The sequence below is a fragment of the Pseudomonas sp. BN607 genome (assembly GCF_029871175.1).
Taxonomy (GTDB): Bacteria; Pseudomonadota; Gammaproteobacteria; order Pseudomonadales; family Pseudomonadaceae; genus Aquipseudomonas.
The window spans coordinates 100332-119398 of the sequence record NZ_SSOE01000063.1 but is presented as its reverse complement, the minus strand read 5'-3'; the positions used below and the strand labels follow the sequence as shown (position 1 = coordinate 119398).

Genomic DNA, 19067 nt, shown 5'->3' with positions numbered 1-19067 from the left:
GTCAGCCTTCATTCAACTTCAGAATATGGGCCTTTATGGCCGCACCGGCCCGTTCGATAAAGTCGCCGAAAAACGCCTTGCCCAAGGCCCGCAACGGTGAGCCGTCCAATGAATCCGCAGCCGCCTCCACGGTGACAATGGCAAACTGCTCGGCAATTATTTCGACACTACGCTTGCGCATCCAGGGCTCGTCATACGGCTTCTGATACCACGTGGCGATCTGGTATTGAATGTCGTCCCTCTCAAATGCCTGGTACAGATGCTCGGCCAGCGCGATAACAGTTTCACGGATCAGACCGGGATCAATATTGTGCGCTTCAAGCAGTGCCTCCACAGGGGCGTTGGCAACTGCCATTAGGTCCCCAGTGGTGTAGCCTGGCATCGGTGGAAATACGCCGGGAGGCAACTCAACACCCGTGCCCTTGTTGTCGCCCAAGTTGTCTTCGTCTTGCATATGAACATCCTCATGCAACATACCAAATCCAGATTACCGAGGCTGCTTCAGTACTTGAAGCTTGCCCGCTCGGCTAGCCCGCTTGCTGCAACCGCTGAGCAGCAGCATGGTAAAGAATTGTCAGATCCTGCCTGGCACCCATTACTTCATTGTGAAAAACCGCAGAAACAAAAGGCGCCACCTTGAAGAAATCCGGCAGCACCTGCGGAGCGCTGGCATGAATAGGAAAAACCGGATTGGCCGGCGCAGCCAGCTGAAACTGATAACCAAACCCGCCCAACCCCGCGCGTTCGGACAGCGCCTGGGCGATGCACAGCACTGCCACCAGGCCGATTTCCGCCACATCATCAGCGTACAGTTCACCACCATCGTAGATAAACTGCTCACCGCGCACGATGGCCTGGTCTGCCAGGCCGGTCAGAAGCCGTCGAAGCTGGTCTTCCAGTTGATTGTCATCCATGCCAAGCCTCCGCCAAGCGATCCGAGTCAGGTATCAAGATACGCACACGATTGCGCGTCACCGTCCAAGACAACCCGGGGCGAGTAAAATTCCGCCCAGGCTAGCAAATTGCCATCTCTTAACTGCACCCACCCAGTGCCTGAATATCTGCATCCCCACATCGCTGCCGCTCATCGGCTTTCGCCGTCGTCGCCTTTGCCGTTTGTCGAGTCAGCCCCGGCCGGAAGCGCAGCCTCATTGAACTGTTGACCCTGTGCGCCGGCACTTTCCGCCTGCGCGTCAGGCGAGGCGTCCTGCTCTTGAGTCGTGTCGCTCCCGGCGGGGGCTGAGCCACCGCTCAGAGAATCCTGGTACGCCTGAATTCGCGAATCCGCGCCTTCGTTATACGCAGCCTTGCCCTCAGCACCTGCTGTGCTGAAGGCTTGCTTGTAGTCGGCCCCGGCGGCACCTGCTGTAGACGCCAGACCCGCGCCTGCAGTCAGCACACCGTTGGCAACGCCATCACGTACCCGCCCTCCCAGCGAGGCCGCCCCAGACTCGCGGAAGGAATCTACGCCAGCACGCCCAGCGGACAAGGCAACACTGCCGGCCCTGCGCATGGTCCTGCCGGTGGCAGCTGTGCCACCCGCGATGGCCCGCCCCAGCGCTACCCCAGCAGCGTCGGTGCGTTTTTCACCCAAGGTTCGTTTGTCTCCCGACTCAGCCTCGGCTTTTGCGCTCGAGTCGCCAGCGGCCGGTCCGCCAACCCCCTGACCGTTGGCGTTGACCAGCGCCGCTTTGTCGCCGGAACCACCACGGGACCCTCCGCCACCTGACCCACCGCCACCTGACCCACCGCCGCCTGACCCACCACCGGGTGAGGAGCCATCCGGCGGGGGCAGCTTGCCTTGATCACGACCCAGGCGCATGCCCGTGCCAGTACCACTGATGCTCCCCCCTGCGGCAGCAATGCCGCCGCGCATCTGGCCAGTCGCATTGGTCTCACCCAGGTCACCAATACCCGCGCCGATCCAGCGCAGCACCTGGTCAGGCAAGGTCTGCGGCAGGCCGAAGATCATGTACAGCACGGGCAGCAGCGTCAGCCCGAACACCATGAACCACCAGGCAAACGTCAAGAATTCCGCAATGACACCCACTCCCCCCGTCGAGGACACGACTGCACCGCGCATGGCGAAAAAGCCCGTGGCTATGTAGTCGATCACGGGGTCGGACACCAGCACCGCCGCGAACAACCCCAGAATCGCAAGCGCAGGGCGGGCGAACAGTGACAGCAGCAGTAAGTAACCTTGCGTCTGCGACCCCACGAACGTTCTGTCCGGCGTCATGTGCATCACAGCCCATAGCGGCGCAGCGATGATCGATTGCAATACGGCGAGCACCCAACCGACGAATACGATCATGAACAGCGTGTACGGCAGGCTAGGAAGGAAGACACTGAAGTAAAAGGCCAGAGGCTCGATGTAACTGGCCATCAACGCAAGCTGCTTGATTGGCACCTCGATCACCCAGTCCCAAAGCGGTGTGACGATCTTGTCCGCCTCCAGGCCGTTACCCAACACTTTTGCTGCGGAAACCGTACCCGCAAGCAAGCGCACAGCCGTGGTCGTGGTCTTGATCGCGACATCGGCAAGCAGGATCCCGGCGCGCGCAACGCTCAGATAGTCGCCCACGCACTTCATGCGGTTGAGCGAGCCCCCCATCTGTCCTGCCGTTCCGCAGAGCGGCGTCTGCCCGTTGCTGCCGGCACCGGTGGCAATCTGCACCACATTCAGCATCATTCCGTTGACGAACGATGACATCTTGCTGTCCATGTCTGCCCGCAGCGAACCCACGTTGATATCGGTTTTGGGGTCCTTGGGTATGAGGCTGGCAAAGTCTTCCGGCTTGGTAGTCTTGGCCTTGGTGTAAGTATCCTTCTCTTCAGCCTTCTTGTTTATTGCCTCGGTAACGGTGGTCACGCTATTGCTCAGCAACATATAACGCGCATCCACAGGCAAACCGACCAAAGACGGTGCGCCTACGGAGCCGACCGGTTCCGCAAGCACGCCTGCAATCTGGCCGCGTACCATGCCAACGCGCTGGAACCAACCGCCAGCGGCTGCCCAGCCATCGTCGGTGAGGGTTTTCAGGAAGTCTTTCAGCCCACTATCCACCTCACCCTGCTCGTTGTTGACTTCATTGACGAGCGCAGTGGCGATATGGTTCTCCCAGGTCTTCACAATCTGGTTGAAACGGTCGGAATCGACATCTTCCCAGCCTGAATCATTGATGCTCACAGGCCACGAGTCGACCCACGCGTCCAGATCTGCCATCAGGTAGCCGGCGGCTTCGATCTTCTGCCCTTGCACCTGCTGACGCACCTTCTCCAGGGCCTGGGGAATAGCATCGGATTTCGTCTGGGCCATGTACGAGGACAGCTTCACCGTACCGCAGAAAGGCTGACCACCGGCCAGGTTGGTCACCGCATTCCGGTCCTTGAGGAGGAAGGTGGACTCGAACCGGCCATCTATCTCGACTCGTTTGTCGGCAGCCTGCTTGCTGACGCCTTCGCTGATACTTTCGCTCTTGGCCTGAACTTTCGGCACGTCGGCCGGAGTGGGTCCCGCATAGATGGCATTTGCAGCCTTGGCACAGTAGGAAACGCCAATGTACTGGCGTGCGAAATCACGCAGCCCATAGAAGTTTCCTGCCTGGTTGACGCCCTGAACGATACCGTCTGCCGAGAGGACCCCGATGGCCATGCCAGCTTTATAGGTGCCATTGGCAAAGCCGATGCCCCACAGGGAAAACATCAGAACGATCAGCTGGATGAAAGAGAAACCGCTGGTGGTCGGCAGCAACACGGCGCCACCTGCCACGATCCGCACCGGCGTCCACAAGGACGACCAGCTCTTGCCCATTGCCTCGCCATCATTGGCCGTGTTGGTTACCCCCATCACCGCCACGTACGAGACGATCAGCGAGCCGATGATCAGGATGCCGCTGTTGAAGAAGCCGAACATGGTGGCAAGGATGTTCGCGCCCGACTCCACAGAGTTGGGGTCGGTGCCCATGACCAGCGAGTCGATGACCGGGCCGAATATCCTGCCAAGCATCGCGACCGACTGATCGGTACACGCGCTTGGGTCGCTGCATGGAGAAAACGGCATCTGAGCCATTTGTGATACCTACCTGAATCGAGTTGCGGACGGTTGATCTGAATCGTTCGCGACGAATTCCCCTTGGAATGCTCCGTCGTCCTTGAGTTGAGCTGTCGAGCAGCCCGGCAAGCGTTGCCTGCACAGCGTTGCTTTCGAGCCTGAGCCATGGCGTCACGCTACAAGCCGCGACCCATCAGATATCCAAAGCCAGGCAATCTTAAACCAGAAATCACTCATTTATCAAAATATTGTTATGAAAGAAAACTAACAAAAAACCGAAACAGGCCGACAAGTACTTGTAGCTACCGATGCCGCAAGGACTACGTAAGGAAATGTAAAGTCGTGTAAACATTGGCATTTTGCCACCAAATCAGCGATTAAAGGCGAAAAAACCGTGATAACCTGCACATCTGAACGAGAAGAATCCTTGCCGGGTTGATCTTTCTTCAGATGGTGCTTTCATAGGAAACTCAGCCAGTTTTCAGGCGTCAATTTAGCGTTGACCGAGGCATTTCAGGTCGCTTGACGGCGGTTCGGTAGGCAAAGCGCACGCCAGCGACGCTTTGCGCCAAAGGCAGTTGAAGAATTGACGGGAGACCCATGTTACGGGCGCTGGAGCCAGGCAGGCCCGATCAGCACAGGCATTGTGCTCGACGAGGAAGGCCCTGCTTTCAACGAGATCTACTGGGATACTTCAAGTAACCAAAAAAAACGATTTTTAAAGCGCACCCACAAGAATTGTGAAAGCAAAAATGCTAAGGTCATTCAAGCAGATGAACCCTTAGGGTTCGCATGGGTTTACCCGCAGCACGTCAGCGGAGGAGCTAACGAGATCCGCATGCCTGCGCGACGCAATTACGGCGAACCGCGCAGAGAAGCAGATACCGCTGAATGCAGACTGGTTCGGGCGCGTTCAAGCCCTGTGAAAAAACGACGGACATAGATGCAGCTATCAATACGCGATGCCAGCCGATTCGTGATCGGTGCCGGGTCCATGCGAGACAGAGCCATAGCGGCCTCTGGCAACCCGGCAATCAGCTTGGAAAACGTAGCGCAAGCCGCGTTACGGGAAGGTCCTGACGGCCAAAAAATTCGCCAGACGATTGACGCCCTGGGCGAGCAGGAATCGGCGTGGCTGCGTAATACGCCACCGCACACCCTGCGTTCCGACCGGGTCATGCAAAGCCGTAAAGCCGAGGCCGATGCATTCATAGCCATCCATGGCGCGGTGATCAGCGGCGTGGTGTTCGAAGCCGCAGGCGCAGGTGACAAGCGCGAAGCGGAAACCGGCCTGCGCCAATCACTGACCAGCGCCATCGAAGCAATCGACCAAGCTCCCGGCTCTCGAGCCGATCGAGAGGGGCTGCTGGCCAACCTGCGCGACCAAGTGATTGCAGTGGCCTCGGATGGCGACTTCATGAAGCAGCTATTACGCCATAGCGAACAAGCCTATCTGGCTGCCGACCTTGACAAGACATTTGCCCGTTACGCCAATCCTTCGCTGTCGCGCAGCGAGGACCTGGATGGGTACGGCCCCTAAGGACAAAACCATGCCGAACGCGCAGGACTTCCAGAGCTTCACCGCCTCCGTTTTTCCGTCACAAGCGGCGGAAATCGTCATTGCCAAACAGCCCGCACTGGCCGATTACGGCCAACAGCTACGCAGTGCCGTGAATCAGCTTCCACCGGAGGCCTCACGAGCGCTGCTAGGCGAATATGGTACGGCTTCGCCAGCGCTCGTCAGCGGGATTGAAGAAGCTATCGTGCAGCGCGAGTTTGCTCACGACCACGCAGCGCAGCAAGCAAACCTCAATCAGAATTGGCTGAACGCCGCAGATATGCATACTTCCGGCATCGACGAGGCGGTGGCGGCAGCAGACGATGCCTGGAATGCGGCGCCATAAGCGCCGCCCCCCGCCCCACCGATTCACAGAGACGGATTAGCGCACGGCGGCCTGCTGTGAGGCGCTCTTGTAGGTGCGCAAACCATCACGGCACGACATCGAAGCAACCGTGAACTGCACCTCATACTGCAAATACTCGTTCGCCGAGATAGTAGCCGGGCGCCGACCCCTGTCCTTTGTGGAGGTGTAGGCAAGCACTGCATCGCACGTGGTCCACTCACCGGATCGGGTGTTGAGTCTGCTTGCCTGCGAGCGCATCTGCGTCGCGAAACCGGCATCATCCATGACAACCGGAATTCGGTGAGGGGTGGTAACCACGGCCACATGCCGCCCACTTCCCTCGCCCATGAAGCCTGGCGTTATGGTGATGCTGCCATTGCTGTCGATGCGCGGAATTGCCGTGAAGCGCGCAGCAAACTGCTGCGTACTTGCCAGCTGGGCAAGGGTCTGGCCCTTAAGTTTGCCCCAGTAAGCATCAGGTGGGTTGCGCGCATCATAGCTAGGCGCGGCCCTGTCATAAGGGCTACCCGCCAGCTTCAGTTCCGCTTGACGCTGGAAATACCTGTCGCGACATGACGCATTGGTGTTCTTGTCCAGGTCCTGCCCGGATTTCGCACTGTAAAGCAAGGCGCTCGCGCAGGCGAAGTCGTATCGGCCATTGAAATACAGGTAGAGCCCGCTGCCGGCCAGGCTTTTGGTCGGGATCAAGTCCAGCTCGCCGCTGCTTGCCCCGCCACCAACAGCGGTAACAAGGCCGCTGGGCATCATCGAAGTCAGCGAGCTGACCGCTTCGTCCGAGAAACGAATCTTGGTCTTCCCGTCCGGCATCTGCTCGGTCGTGACACAGCCCGCCATTGCCACGGCGGCCAGCACGGGCAGGAGGAATTTACACTTGGTCATGCACGTATCCTTACTTGAAATGTCTGCTTGAGCGCATCAGAAGAACCGCCCCATGTCTTGCTGCTGCACCTTCGCCTGGCGGGTCTCGCGCAGCTGGCGCACCACGTCCCCTGTGCGCATCTCGACAGGTTCGCCACACGGCTCGCCCACCTCGACCACGTAGCCGTCACGGACCGACACCTGCACGAACTGGATGGAACGAGCCGCGGCCATGAGCGCGCGCTTTTCACCCTCGTCGACGAAGATACCCAGCGCCAGCGGCGGCATGCGCGAATCCATGAAGTTCACGCCCTCCACCGACAGGTACAGCCGGTCAGAGACGTAGGCAGCTTCGAAAGGCATGCACGAAGCCCAGGCTGCCTCGAATGGCTGGACACCGACATACAAAGTGTCGCCCTCCAGGGCAAAGCTGAAACGCCCACTTTGCATGGGCGAGAGCAGTATCACGCGGTCGTGCTCAGGATGGCGCAGCACTTCGTCCCGCTTGAAGTTCGCCGTCCAGCGCAGAAAGTTGGCATACCCCACCACCTGCCTGGCCGCCCGCGCTACACGGGCCCGCTCCCCTGCACTTATTGCCGGCCCGACGTCCTTATGGCCCTGGATCCCCATGTAAATCAGTCCTCGTGCTTTTTGCGTTTTTCCAGCATTCCGAAGAAGTCATCCAGAATCTTGTTCAGCATCTTCTGCGGCGTGTGGCCAAAGTTCTTGGCGTGCTCCGACACCCGCTCATGGTTGTCATTGCGCAAGGTGTAGGAGTTGGACGGGTCCTTTTTGCGGTTGCGGAACGAAATCAGCCCGGAACGGCGCGCCATCGACATCATGCGCTCGTAGTCCGTGTGCGAAATGTTGAATTTCTTGCGGATATCGACCTTGGTCAGGCGCTCGTCCGCCTTCATCAACCGCACCGACTCCACCATCAGGTTATGCAACTGGTTCAGCCGCACCAGGTGGTTGAAACCGCTGTCGATTTGCCCCCGCTCTACAGCCCCGCGATCGGTGTCCGGACGCGCCAGGCCACTCGAGAGGTTCTTCAATACGACCTCGTCGGACAAGTCGAGCGGGTTTCGGTTCTTCTTGGTTTCCTTGAAATCGGGTGATTCGCCGCTCAGGTAGTACACCGAGCCTTGTTTGGCGATTTCCACTTCCAGGAACGAACAGGCAACCATGAAGATGTCTTCGGTACAGAGCTTGCGCGACACGCCCTGCTGAATAGCCTCGCGGCTAAGCGGCTCGTCGGCAGCGCGCATGGCGGCCTGGGTATGCTTGGCCCGCTGGATGTCCTGGACCATGTTGAAATACGACTTCAGAGGCAGCACCTTGTCGGACAGGTTGACCAACGGGTGCAACTCTTTGACGGTGTCGGCCAGTACATCTGGCGAGGGGACCAGCAGCGACCTCAGGCCCTGGGCAAGGGACAATAACTTGGCCCCGTCTTTAACTTCATTCGCTGGTCGCATATACGTACCTAAGATTTCCAATCCAAAATAGTCTTAAAGTGCCTGCGCAGGCATACACACTCCGCTCAAGCAGAACAGCAGCACCAGGCTTCGTAGGCCCGGCCCGCTCTCATTCTCCAATCCTGGAAAAGATCCTCCTTCGGCACCGTAAGGCAGCATTCGGGCGACGCGAGAGGGCTCCCCGCCATTCTACGCGCCCGCAAACCAGCGAAAGGCATACCCCATCCGTGAAGCAGGAAGCAATGGCAATCATTGCGGCGCCAGGCACCCAATGTCGCCGCCCTGACCTGGATCAAGCCCCATGGACTGCAGGGTCTGCTTGGTCAGTTCCACCTGCGCCTTGATCGACTCAGGGTCGTTCGCCATCTGCTGCGCGACAGCATTTTCAATCGGCGCCTGGGAGGAAGCAAGATGAGACATGGTCGCCATCACCGCAATTACCACCAAAGGCGGCACCAGCCAGGCCATCGCGGTCTTGCGCCGGCGTGACCTGGCCTGGCTCTCGGCACTGCTTGCGGCCTGCTCGCGCAAGGCCTTGCGCGAAGGCTGCGGCGCTGCACCCTGGTACGGCGAAGCAGTCAACGGAACCGGGCGCACGACCTCTGCTGGCACAGACGCCCTTTCAGCTTCCTGGCGCTGGAAGTAGTCGTTCAGGGCCTCGTTCAGGCATTCCGAAAGGGCCTGGCGTACGGTGTAGGCAACCAGCGCAGGCTCGATATGGGTAAGCGCACCCTTGCGGTCTGCCTCGGCATGAAACACCAGTTGCAGGGCCGCCAGTTCGTGACTGACCTGCAGCCCGCCATCGCCCTCGATCGCCAGGCTGACGCTACCCTTGAGCACCCGCTGATGGCCATCGTCTTCAGCCGCGTCGAAGCCGACCACTACCAGCGAAAGCTGCTGGAACGCCCCGGTGATACGCACGGTACGGGTAGCCCGCTGTGCGTCATGGGGGCTTTGGCTGTCGAACACCACCAGCAGGTGCTCGCCCGAACCGAAGATGCGGATACTGGGGTCGAACTCAAAGTTCGGCACTTTGGCTTTCATGTACTTTGCTCCTTAAAGTTTTCCAAAGATGTCTTCAAGCACGACCGCCTGTGAAAGGCCGGTCATCATCCTTGGCTTCCCTGTACGGTGATCGATGAAGAACGCAGCCGGCACACCAGCCTGTTCCTTGCCGTTGTGTTCGAATGCGGCGAACAGAAACGCCAGGTTGGTGCTCAGCTGTTCGACGGTTTCCGGCGATGGCTCGGAGCGCACCTGCTCATGCTTGCCCAGCACCCGCGCCAGCATCTTCTGATCCTTGGCCTGCAGAATGGTGGCGGCCAGCGGTACGCCGTCTGCCGGGTTACCCAGCGCCGCGGACGGGATCCACTTGATGGAGTGGCCCTTGGCTGCGTAAGCCCTCGTCAGGTTGTATGCTTCGCGGCAGTACGGGCAACGCGGGTCGATGATGATGTAGACGGTATCGCCGATACCCCCCTTGCCTTCCTTGATGCCTGCCAGGGAGTCGACAGTTTTCATCGACTCCGGGATCGCGCCTTTGAAGCTGCCGTCCATGGCGGCGGCTTCGCGCACATTCGGCGCCTCAACGGGTGACATCTGCGGCGCAGCTGGCGCGGCAGCGACCGGGGCAGCAACAGGCGGCGCGACGACGGCCTGGGCAACGCCAGGCAGGAAGGCATCGGAGATATTGCTGCCGGTTTCGGCATTCCAGGCCACGCCGGTGAACAGCACCGCAGAGTCCGGCGTACTGAAAAGCACCACTTGATGGCCGTTCTTTTCAACAGTCCAGGCGGTCAGCCCGCCGAGGCCCACCGGCCGGGCGCTGACGATCCGCCCATAGCGCGACACCCGCTGCGCGGTCAGGTCATCAAGCTCCTGTTGGGCGGGGTTTACCTGTGCAGTGCCTTGAGCGGTGATGAAGGCAGAGAGGTCCGCCGGTTGTGCCGGGGCGGCATGGGCGACGGAAACCCCCGCCACAAGCGCCGCCAGCATGGCGACAGGTCTTGCAATCACACCCTTCATGGCTCGATGTCCTTATTAAGAATCCAATACGACCGTATTCTAACAAAAAAGCAAAAAAAGGCACCAAAAAAACAAAAAAAGGCCATCTATATAGATGGCCCTTTGCTTCTATCCAAACCTTCAAGACTGGCGCTTCAAGCAGCCCCCTCATCGAGCGCTGCCCCTTGTGCCGCGGCATACCTTTCCTGCTGCAGGTCCTCGTAGCGCTTCTTGTCGGCCTCGGAATACTTGTACGCAGACATCGCCAGCTCAAGACCGTTGACTGCCTTGTCCAGCTGGGGCTCCGCCAGTGATACACCCGCTTTGCACTCATACAGGAAATGCGACAGGATCCCCGGCGCTTCCGGGAAACCGGCCTGGCGCCCGATCGTCTGCAGGGCATACCACATGTCACGGTCAAAGAAACGCAGCCAGCGCATTTCTGCGGGGGGCAGCACACCCAGGCGGCGCGCCTGGAAGAACATGGCAAAGATGATGGTGCGGACAAATGCGTGCGCGTGCAGTATCGCACTGGCATTGGGGTGTTTGATGTACTTCTGGATGATCGCCCGAGGCTCTTCCAGCGGCACTTCGGGCTTCAGCCAGGCATAAAGATCGCCCCGCTGCTCGGCCTTGCCGACAGGTGCCTTGAACTGGTCCCAGCACCAGGCAACCATGTAGTCGCTGTCGGCCATGGCCGCCTTGAAAGCATTGTCATCCAGCGCTGTATCGGTGGCGACCACCCGCGGCAACGCTATCGCCACCAGCAGTGTTTCTGCCGGCGTCAGGTTGGCAACCCGGGTCCAGTGCTGGCCCAACTGGCGACGCATCACCTCGGTGGTTTTCTCGCGATCCAGGGTTGGGGCCCAGCTGCGATCCGATTGCTCCTGCCAACCACTGATCAGCAAGTGCCGGTAGGCAAACTGGCGGGAGGTCTGCGACATGCCGAACACGGGGTGGTCCAGCGGCTGTGCGATCAGGTCGAGTTCGGCGAACATGCGCAGGTGCGGGTACTGCGCCTTGTTCTCTTGCACAAAGCTCTTGATATTGTGCGTCTTGGTGAACCTGAGCTTGGGGTGGGTCTTGTTGATACGCAGGAACATGCGCACCGACAGGATCACCATCAGCAGCAGGAAAAAACCATTCATGAACAGCGACGACGAAGTGATTTCACCCCACGCGACGCTGGAAAAATCTCGCTGACAGGCACCGATGATGCCTTCCGGCGCACACATGCGCCCAACCCACTGGTTGATCGAGGCAATACCTGGCAGCGCGGCGAAGTCACCCAGCACACTCGGCAACCACAGCTCGACGTAGCGAATGTAGGTGTACACCTTGGCAATCTTGTCGTGAGCGAAGTACCAGGCACCCCACCCCCCGAGGTAAAGCACCGCCATGATCCCGAGCAAAATGGCGGGGTCATCCCAGGTAAAGCTCTTCTGCCCACCTCCCTGTTGCTTCATTCAACGCCTCCTCTGGCCGCCACAAAGACTCTGCCGGTCATGTCTGTCTTGCCAACTACCTGGCCAGTTCCTTGAGCAAATTGTGCGTGGTACGCACTCGCCCCACCATGAACACTGCGACTCGGCGGCACACCGCCCGCACGGTCATTTTCTTCACCACCTCGATGTAGACCAGGGCAAACGTCATGCACAGCGCCAAGGGCAGCAGAAACTTCCACAGCGCCGGTACCAGCAGCAACATCAACCACGGCAAGGCGGCGCTTGCGTTGATCACGAAAAAACGTGCGGGGGGAGCGCATCTGCTCCAGTGATACCGTCCTGTTGCCATAACTTCTCCGTAAACTCGTTGCAGTCAGCATTAATGGGCAGCCAGCACCTTAGCCGTGGCGCAGGTCGCGGGCAGTCGCCTCGCTGATCAGGCCTGCGGCCAGCAGGCGATCCGCCTCGGCAGCAAAGGTATGCCCTTCTTCACGCACGAACTCGGCAACCCGCTGGGTTACCCGACCCATGTCGGTCAGGTCCATCAAGGTGTCGCGCACCTGCTCGGTAAACCTCAGCCACGATCGCGCAGCGGTGCGTTTGCCATCCACCGTCGGCACAAGCTTCTGCGCCATCATGAAACGGCTGGTATCGACGAGGTCGTAGATGGCGGTGGCACGCTCCTGCTCCGGAAAGCGGGAAATCATCCGACGCATGATCGCCGCCACATCCTTGGCGTGCACCGTGCCAAACACCGGGTGCCCCGTCAGCGACAGCTCCACCGCCGCGCGAATGGTCTCCTGGTCGCGCAGCTCGCCGATTACGCACAGGCCAGGCGCACGTCGCATGGCCTCGCGGTTTGCCCGGTAAAAGTCTTTGAAGTGCGTGGGGATCTGCGACTGCACGAAGATCGAATGCTTGCTCTGGACCTTGTCGTAGGTGAATTCGATCGGTTCTTCATGGCTGATCAGGTTGCCCTTGATCGGCGTGTCGTTTTCCAGGATGAAGCGGTTGATGGCGGCAAAGGTGGTGGTTTTGCCATGGCCGGTGGCACCGGCCACGTAGACGATGCCATCACGCGGCGTGGCCATTCTGACGATTTCCTCGCTCAGGCCCACGTCCTGGATGCGTGGCGGATCATCGGGAATGGCCCGGATGACAATCTGACACGAGGTATCGCCATGGCACGCGATGGGCGAGGCGTTTACCCGATAGGCATAACGCAGGCGCGCACCGCGCGCATCCTTGCGCTCCGGGTCGAACAACTCGTAACGCTCGTTGACCGCCGTGCCGGAGACGATATCGGTGGTGGCGGTGTCCCGGTTGGCCGCCATCTTCAGCAGTTCGTTGACTTCCCCGACATCCAGCGCACGCCGGGTGACCGCATACATCCGCCCGTACTTCTTCACCACCACCGGCAATGCGGGCTGGATGAAAATGTCGCTGACGCCATGGGTCAGGGTTTCCAGCATCATGGCCTTGAACTGGTCGGCGCGATCGAAACGAAACGGGTCTTCGTAACTGGTCAGGCGCTCCAGGCGCTCGATCATCGCACCCGGCTCCAGCATCATCACGTCGTCGTGGAAGTCCTGCTTCATTGCCGCCCCCCTTCAACGCCCGCAGGCTGTCGGGCTGCAGCAGGCGATGGCGCCGGGCTGCCAGCGGCGGTTACCGGCGCACGGCGGGGCGGGTTGGCAATGGTCGAAGTAGCGATCGAACTGCGCCACACGTTCATGTTGTCGTTGAACTCGGGCAAGGCGGTGATGCGCAGCAGGGTTTCGTCCACCGCCATCGACCGCCCTTCCCGGGTAACCGGGATCGCCGCACCGGAGATGATCGGCATGGTGACCTGGCCGTGGCGGGCAAATTCATTGAAACGGCGCATACCATCGATATCGCGGTTCATCCGGTCGAAGCCGTAGGTCAGCATCAGGTTGGCCTGCTCGACCCCTTGTTGCCAGCCCTCGCGCACGGCCAGTTTCCACACCCGCTCTTCCTCGTCGGAGCGCGGCACCAGCGCCGAAACCAACGAGGTGCGGTCGAAGGTGGGCGGCGGGAAGCTCAGGTATTCGCGCCAGCTGGGCGGCACGGAGGAAAAGCGTGCCTGCGACTCGATCTTGTAGGCCGCCCCCGACAAGCGCAGCGTGTAGTCGCCGTCCTGGTTGTACAGGTGGCGCGCTTCGGTGATGACCGGCGGCACGACGCGGTCCTGGATCATCAGGCTGCTGAAGTCATAGACGGTGTCGAACTCACGCTCGCGCAGCTTCAGGGCTTTGTTGATGTTGGTCAGCTGCCACGCCAGGCCAGCCTTCACCCCCACCTGCAATGCCGCATCGAGAATGGCTTCGCCGCGCGCGGCCGATGCCTGGTTCTTCTCGTCACGCATGGCCTCGATAGCCGACCTGGCATCACCGGCGTCACCCTGCTGCTGCACGTAGGCGGGTTTGTCATAGAGGCGCTCGGCGTCCTCGAGAGTCATCGGGGGCATGTCCATCGCCATGTTCAGCCCCTCCCCAGCGCCAGCGGTACCGGCTTGTAGATCAGGCGCAGCGTGTTGGTGCTCTTGTCCAGCACCACATCGGCACCGGTATCGATCTGAGCACCCACATCCTTCAGTACGTTGATCGGCGTTGCCTTGCGCACCCACACGTTGATGGGCTTGAGATCGACGCGCTTGCCGCTCTCGACATAGGCGTAGCCATAACGGCTGGCGAAGGTCTGCAGAAGCTCCTGGGGCTTGCCAATGAAGTCGATATCGACCTGGTCGGTGTCTACTGCAGCCTGCCGCGAAGCCGCTTGCACACGGTCGGCGTTCAGCCGCGAAACGTAGGTGTGCTGAGAATTGACCGCTACCGACACCTTGTCGGCGATGATCCGGCTGGCAAACGCCTCGGTGTCTTCGGTAGTAGGCTTGGCAGAGCTGGCACAACCACCCAGCGCAACCAGTGCCACCAGCACACCGCCAGCCTTGCAGGCGCGTGCACCCATGCGTATTCCTTTCATGTAAAAACTCCTGAAGTTGTCTTGTTCATCGACCCGGGGTAACCCTCGCCCAGAAGCCTTGGCGTTCTGCGGCGGCCTGCGTTACTGGTAGCTGACCACCAGCCTGGCGTGGCGCTGCCGCTCGAGGTACTTGCCCCATTTCACCGCCAGCGGGATCAGGTCTTTCTTGTAGATGTCGTTGAATTTGCGGGTGCGCGAGTGGTAATTGGCGGCGCGGGTCCAGAAGTCCTGGCCATTGTTCTCGTCCAGCTTCTGGCGCAGCAGCCACGCCGCCAACTCCGCGTTGTAGCAACCGCGCCAGGCAACATCGGACTTGGTGATCGCCGGGTATGCGGCAAACACGCCTTTCGGACCCCAGTGGGTGGTATTGATCTGGAAGTGGCCGAGGTCGAAGGTGCCATTGCGGTTCGACACGCTTTGGCCGTTCTTGCCGCTTTCCTTGCTGGAGATGGCCAACAGCACGTTGGCCGGCACACCCTGGCGCTGCGCGGCCTGCACGACGCAGTCGATATCCGCAGGGCGCACGGCATAGAAGTCATCGGCCAATGCTTGCATGGCGCAACACAGCAGGGGAATGAACAGCCACTGGGGCCGTTTGCGCATCATGGTCAGATGATCCATTTCTGGTGCTGGAACCAAAACCAGAACGCGCCCTCGACAAACAGCTGCCCGGTCGAGACCTGCCAGCTGCGATAGGATTTCTTCATGCCGAAGACCCACAGCGCGAAGCCGATCGACAGCCAGTTGAGGGCAATCAGGATGCCCGCGCCGGTCGCCAGCATGTAGACGAACCCGGCAATCGCAGCAGCGCTGGCAATGAAGAACGCCCGGGAGTGCAAGCGGTGGTTACGGGCAATCCGGTCGATCTCGTCACGTTCGATGGTGGTCAACTGCGCCTTGACGCGCTCGTTGCGATAGCGCGCGGCATGCGCCTTGACCTTCTTGACGTCATCCTCTTCAAGCAAGGCGAAGTCGCAGTTGTTGCAACCCCAGCTGTGCAGGACACGCATCTTGCCATGCGGCCCCTGCTCGAACTCCTGGTGGTCACCTTCCGTTTTTAGCAGCACACCCCGCTCGCACTGGGGGCACGCTGGGCTGAAGTTGGAACGCCAAAGTGCCTTGATGTGCTGGTTGCCCATGCGCAGTTGATTCACGCCCAGCGCCGCCATCGGCATGGTGATGAACGCGAATTTCGCAGCTTTCTTCCCTGAACTGAACAGCCCCATCGCCTCACCCTAGCATGCAAAAATTCTTGTTTCTGATTATCTGTCAGATATCTATCGTCGTCAATTTATGACATCAAATAGTATCGCACGCCGACCGACGGCCCTGACGCCCAGCCTTACTCGTGCGGCTGCTCCTTCATCATCACGCGGCACTGGGCCTGCAGGTCATTCAACCGCTCGCGCATGCCGGCCACACCCTGAGCGCCGGGCTCAGGGGTTACGCTGTAGTTCGTTTGCCGGGCAATTTCTGCGCAGGTTTGCTCGATCCGCTCTTGTGCGGCCCACTTGTCCGACAGCGATGCAAAGCCTTCACCACGGGCCATCAGCTGCATGTCGAGCATCTGCTGTGGCACGACCATGGCCAGCTCACGAGCCCATTCATCGTCCAGCTCCTGCTCGTCTGCCGGCGCAACGGCTGGCGTCACTGGCGTCACGGCCAAAAGGTCGGCAACGGCCAGGATGCTTGCCTGGATCCCCTCCGGGCTCATGGGGTCAACTTGTGGCGCGGGCGCTGGAGCTGCTGTAACCACTGCCGCAACTGGCACCTCGGCGGGGGCCTGCGGCACCGGCTTCTCTGCCAGTGGTGCTACAGGAGCCGGCTTCTTCAGGTCGCCGGACAAATACGCCCCGAGCACGCCGAACGAGGCGTCCAGCCGGCCCAGCAAAGGCCGGCCAGGGTCGGCATAGTTATGCTCGAACACACTGTGCATGCGGGCAAAAGTTGGGTCACCCTTCACTACCGCGCGCACCCGTTTGGCGAAAGAGCCATCCTTCAGGCTGTCGACGAATGCCTGGCGCGACTGCCGGTTCTGCGGCAGGTCCGAAGGCTCGGGCGGCTCGACCGGAATGAAATCGTTGATGCGCATTTCCTTCGGCGCCGGGCCGGCCGTGTAGAAGCCCAGGCCACGAATAAGCGCCACGCCACCGGTCTTGCCATTTTGCGATTTCTTGCCGATCAGGAAGGTGAACTCGCCGTTCTCCTGCATGGCGACGTCGTCGTAGTTCAACCGGCTGCGCTGCTCGATGGCAATGTTGTCCGACTGCCGCAGTTGTTCGTTGCCGGCAGTACGCTCAAAGTTGCCCAGCATGGCCTGCGCAGACTCGGCCGCCGCACCCTGCACGCGCCGCCAGGTTTCCGATTCGGTGCCCGAGGTCAGGCGGCCGACGGCGCGAATGTTGGTGTTTTCCCAGGTGGCATCCGCTTCTTCGGCGCTGGATTTCTTCAGCGAGGAGAAGTCCTGCGCGGCGAAGGTGACACTGAAGCCCAGGCTACGCGCCTGGGCCGGGGCCACGGCAAAGCCGACCACGGCGTAATAGCCATATTCGTCGAGGATGGTGTAGAACGGGAACTTCGAGCCGGTCGGCCGGCTGTCGATGATTTCGCGCACTACCCCTTCGACCCGGTTGCCCAGGCAGCCGGCCATCATCTGCTTGATGCTGCCTACAATCATCTTGCCAAGCATGCGCATGCTGTCCGGTGCACGCTCCAGCGCCGGCAGCAGCACCACCAGCAAGCGGCGGTTGATCACCACATCGTAGAAGTCCACGTCACCGACGCGGGTCTTGAAGATATGGCCGTAGTTGAAGGTCAGGTCGTTGAAGATCCGCCCCAGCTGCATGACGATGTAGCCGTGCTGCTCAAGGGTCTTGGTTTCCTGTTTCTTGAACTTGGCCTTCTGGTAGCCCGGCAGCGTCAGCAGGTACGAGCGCAGCGGGGCGACGATCACATCGAACATCTCGCCGTACTTGCCGCCATGCTCCCACACCAGATCTTCGATGACGTTCAGCTCGAAATATTCCAGGTACTTCTCGGGCGACAGGTTGATGTGTCCCTTGTCCCGCAGGTAGGTCAGCGGCCGTGTCAGGGCTGCAACGAACATGATCGCCCGCCCCTTCCACATGTCACCGCCGCCGCCGGAATCATCCATCAGCGACACGATCAGCTCGATCAACATGCCCGACGAGGTGTTCCCCATCATGTTCATGTTGTTGGTCACCTTGTCGACCTGCTTCTCGACGAAGTCGCGGCCAGAGGTGATGAAGTTGATGATCAGCAGGTCATCTTCGCGGCCCAGGTAGCGCGACAGGCGGAAGATTTCCTTCTGCAGCTTGGGGTCACCCTTGCCGTCGACGTAGATGAAACCAGTGTTCTGCACCAGGGCGTTGAAGACGATACCGAGCAACAGCTCGGTGTTATGGGTGACCAGGCTGTCATCGGTGATGTACAGGTGATGCGGGTGATCGATCTCGATGCACTGGCAAGGTGCCTGACCGGCAGCAGTCACTTTCCACACCTCGGCCCAGCCGTTGAACTTGGCCGAGCCCCGCTTCTTGCGCACCTTGGGCAGCATCACCACGATGCCGCGCCCCATCAGCTCGCGAATGGCGTCGGTGGTCACGGTATGGGCTTCTTCGCTGCCATCCTGCCCGCGGGTAAGCACCCGCCACAGATGGTCACCCGTGGCTTGCGCCCGGCGCCCGTCACGCGTGGCCACGGTCCAGATCGGCTGGATGCCCTGCTCGATCACCCGCAGCACCGCAGCTTGCTTGCCATCGGGCGTGCACACGCTGTCGCCGACCCGGATGCGGCCCATTGGCACCCAGCCACCCGGGGTCAGCACCTTGGCATGCTTGGGCTGCGGCTTACCGGAGCCAGTGGTACCCAGCACCAGCTGGTGGGTGCGCAGGTCACTGTCGCCGGCGTAGATCTGCTCTTTGCTCTCCAGGTCATTGCCGAAGAGCGTCACGCCCTCGCCTTTCTTCTTGCCCTTGTACGAGCCGTCATTGACGTCCGCCAGCTTGGGCACCCGGTAAGGGAAATCGAACGTGCGGTTGTCGACGTCGACGAACTTGCGCTTGAACGCCCACGCCAGCAGCAACAGCAGCTCACCGGAAAAGGGCACCTTGATCGAAATCAGCGCCAGGACCGGTAGCGCGAAGGTTCCGAAAACCGCGCCATCGGCCGACTGGAAGAAATCACTGAAGCGCTGCCCGGCCAGGCGGGTATCCTTGCGCCTGCGGCTGCTGCTGATTTCATGCTGACGGGATGCGCCCTTGTACTGAGCCATCTGTCA

The 19067-nt window shown here is 60.4% G+C and carries 18 protein-coding genes; 2 read left to right on the top strand and 16 right to left on the bottom strand.

The features are described 5' to 3' along the window. Position 1: 1 nt before the first annotated feature. From E8E68_RS20405 to E8E68_RS20395, 3 genes are all read right to left on the bottom strand, one after another. A complete protein-coding gene (locus tag E8E68_RS20405; protein ID WP_266031177.1) occupies positions 2–454 on the bottom strand; it encodes a hypothetical protein in 453 nt (150 codons plus the stop codon). Between the two features lie 73 nt (positions 455–527). Continuing rightward, a complete protein-coding gene (locus E8E68_RS20400; protein WP_110746335.1) occupies positions 528–914 on the bottom strand; it encodes a hypothetical protein in 387 nt (128 codons plus the stop codon). 170 nt (positions 915–1084) lie between these two features. Next, a complete protein-coding gene (locus E8E68_RS20395) occupies positions 1085–4072 on the bottom strand; it encodes a DotA/TraY family protein (protein ID WP_280344184.1) in 2988 nt (995 codons plus the stop codon). Between the two features lie 976 nt (positions 4073–5048). Between E8E68_RS20395 and E8E68_RS20390 the strand changes: the two genes are divergently transcribed. Then, the gene (locus E8E68_RS20390; protein WP_280344181.1) at positions 5049–5594 is read left to right on the top strand and encodes a hypothetical protein; all 546 of its coding nucleotides are present in this window, start codon (positions 5049–5051) and stop codon (positions 5592–5594) included. A 10-nt stretch (positions 5595–5604) separates the two neighbouring features. Continuing rightward, positions 5605–5958, top strand: a complete 354-nt coding sequence (locus E8E68_RS20385; RefSeq protein ID WP_110746328.1) for a hypothetical protein — start codon at positions 5605–5607, stop codon at positions 5956–5958. 36 nt (positions 5959–5994) lie between these two features. Here the strand turns inward: E8E68_RS20385 and E8E68_RS20380 are convergent, their stop codons facing one another. From E8E68_RS20380 to E8E68_RS20320, 13 genes are all read right to left on the bottom strand, one after another. Further along, on the bottom strand, positions 5995–6858 hold the full coding sequence (locus E8E68_RS20380) for a hypothetical protein (protein WP_110746326.1): 864 nt from the start codon (positions 6856–6858) through the stop codon (positions 5995–5997). Between the two features lie 36 nt (positions 6859–6894). Next, complete coding sequence (locus tag E8E68_RS20375; protein WP_266031174.1) at positions 6895–7467, bottom strand: hypothetical protein; 573 nt, start codon at positions 7465–7467, stop codon at positions 6895–6897. Between the two features lie 5 nt (positions 7468–7472). Further along, positions 7473–8276 carry a hypothetical protein gene (locus E8E68_RS20370; RefSeq protein WP_256590642.1) on the bottom strand — a complete coding sequence of 268 codons (804 nt, stop codon included), beginning with the start codon at positions 8274–8276 and terminating at the stop codon, positions 7473–7475. Positions 8277–8564: 288 nt separating this feature from the next. Beyond that, positions 8565–9359, bottom strand: coding sequence for a hypothetical protein (locus tag E8E68_RS20365; protein ID WP_266031173.1), 795 nt, complete (start codon positions 9357–9359; stop codon positions 8565–8567). A 12-nt stretch (positions 9360–9371) separates the two neighbouring features. Continuing rightward, positions 9372–10340, bottom strand: a complete 969-nt coding sequence (locus E8E68_RS20360; RefSeq protein WP_266031172.1) for a hypothetical protein — start codon at positions 10338–10340, stop codon at positions 9372–9374. 134 nt (positions 10341–10474) lie between these two features. Next, a complete protein-coding gene (locus E8E68_RS20355; RefSeq protein WP_266031171.1) occupies positions 10475–11785 on the bottom strand; it encodes a type IV secretion protein in 1311 nt (436 codons plus the stop codon). Between the two features lie 55 nt (positions 11786–11840). After that, positions 11841–12059 (bottom strand): hypothetical protein, encoded by a 219-nt coding sequence (locus E8E68_RS20350; protein ID WP_266031169.1) that lies wholly within the window; start codon positions 12057–12059, stop codon positions 11841–11843. 103 nt (positions 12060–12162) lie between these two features. Beyond that, positions 12163–13362, bottom strand: coding sequence for an ATPase, T2SS/T4P/T4SS family (locus E8E68_RS20345; protein WP_014592463.1), 1200 nt, complete (start codon positions 13360–13362; stop codon positions 12163–12165). After that, entirely contained in the window at positions 13359–14252 is an 894-nt protein-coding gene (locus tag E8E68_RS20340; protein WP_266031167.1) for a type IV secretory system conjugative DNA transfer family protein, read from the bottom strand. The genes E8E68_RS20345 and E8E68_RS20340 overlap by 4 nt, the downstream gene beginning before the upstream one ends. Before the next feature lie 14 nt (positions 14253–14266). Further along, entirely contained in the window at positions 14267–14767 is a 501-nt protein-coding gene (locus E8E68_RS20335) for a DotD/TraH family lipoprotein (RefSeq protein ID WP_223279199.1), read from the bottom strand. An 81-nt stretch (positions 14768–14848) separates the two neighbouring features. Continuing rightward, positions 14849–15373: a transglycosylase SLT domain-containing protein gene (locus E8E68_RS20330; RefSeq protein WP_266031165.1), complete on the bottom strand. Its 525-nt coding sequence runs from the start codon at positions 15371–15373 to the stop codon at positions 14849–14851. 2 nt (positions 15374–15375) lie between these two features. Further along, entirely contained in the window at positions 15376–15993 is a 618-nt protein-coding gene (locus E8E68_RS20325) for a hypothetical protein (RefSeq protein WP_280344166.1), read from the bottom strand. A gap of 116 nt (positions 15994–16109) precedes the next feature. After that, the gene (locus E8E68_RS20320) at positions 16110–19061 is read right to left on the bottom strand and encodes a type IV secretion protein DotL (RefSeq protein WP_280344163.1); all 2952 of its coding nucleotides are present in this window, start codon (positions 19059–19061) and stop codon (positions 16110–16112) included. Between the last annotated feature and the right edge of the window lie 6 nt (positions 19062–19067).

Coding starts and splice junctions, on each gene's coding strand:
- E8E68_RS20405 (WP_266031177.1), bottom strand. CDS start 454: ATGCAAGACGAAGACAACTTGGGCGACAACAAGGGCACGGGTGTTGAG.
- E8E68_RS20400 (WP_110746335.1), bottom strand. CDS start 914: ATGGATGACAATCAACTGGAAGACCAGCTTCGACGGCTTCTGACCGGC.
- E8E68_RS20395 (WP_280344184.1), bottom strand. CDS start 4,072: ATGGCTCAGATGCCGTTTTCTCCATGCAGCGACCCAAGCGCGTGTACC.
- E8E68_RS20390 (WP_280344181.1), top strand. CDS start 5,049: ATGCGAGACAGAGCCATAGCGGCCTCTGGCAACCCGGCAATCAGCTTG.
- E8E68_RS20385 (WP_110746328.1), top strand. CDS start 5,605: ATGCCGAACGCGCAGGACTTCCAGAGCTTCACCGCCTCCGTTTTTCCG.
- E8E68_RS20380 (WP_110746326.1), bottom strand. CDS start 6,858: ATGACCAAGTGTAAATTCCTCCTGCCCGTGCTGGCCGCCGTGGCAATG.
- E8E68_RS20375 (WP_266031174.1), bottom strand. CDS start 7,467: ATGGGGATCCAGGGCCATAAGGACGTCGGGCCGGCAATAAGTGCAGGG.
- E8E68_RS20365 (WP_266031173.1), bottom strand. CDS start 9,359: ATGAAAGCCAAAGTGCCGAACTTTGAGTTCGACCCCAGTATCCGCATC.
- E8E68_RS20360 (WP_266031172.1), bottom strand. CDS start 10,340: ATGAAGGGTGTGATTGCAAGACCTGTCGCCATGCTGGCGGCGCTTGTG.
- E8E68_RS20355 (WP_266031171.1), bottom strand. CDS start 11,785: ATGAAGCAACAGGGAGGTGGGCAGAAGAGCTTTACCTGGGATGACCCC.
- E8E68_RS20345 (WP_014592463.1), bottom strand. CDS start 13,362: ATGAAGCAGGACTTCCACGACGACGTGATGATGCTGGAGCCGGGTGCG.
- E8E68_RS20340 (WP_266031167.1), bottom strand. CDS start 14,252: ATGCCCCCGATGACTCTCGAGGACGCCGAGCGCCTCTATGACAAACCC.
- E8E68_RS20335 (WP_223279199.1), bottom strand. CDS start 14,767: ATGAAAGGAATACGCATGGGTGCACGCGCCTGCAAGGCTGGCGGTGTG.
- E8E68_RS20330 (WP_266031165.1), bottom strand. CDS start 15,373: ATGATGCGCAAACGGCCCCAGTGGCTGTTCATTCCCCTGCTGTGTTGC.
- E8E68_RS20325 (WP_280344166.1), bottom strand. CDS start 15,993: ATGGGGCTGTTCAGTTCAGGGAAGAAAGCTGCGAAATTCGCGTTCATC.
- E8E68_RS20320 (WP_280344163.1), bottom strand. CDS start 19,061: ATGGCTCAGTACAAGGGCGCATCCCGTCAGCATGAAATCAGCAGCAGC.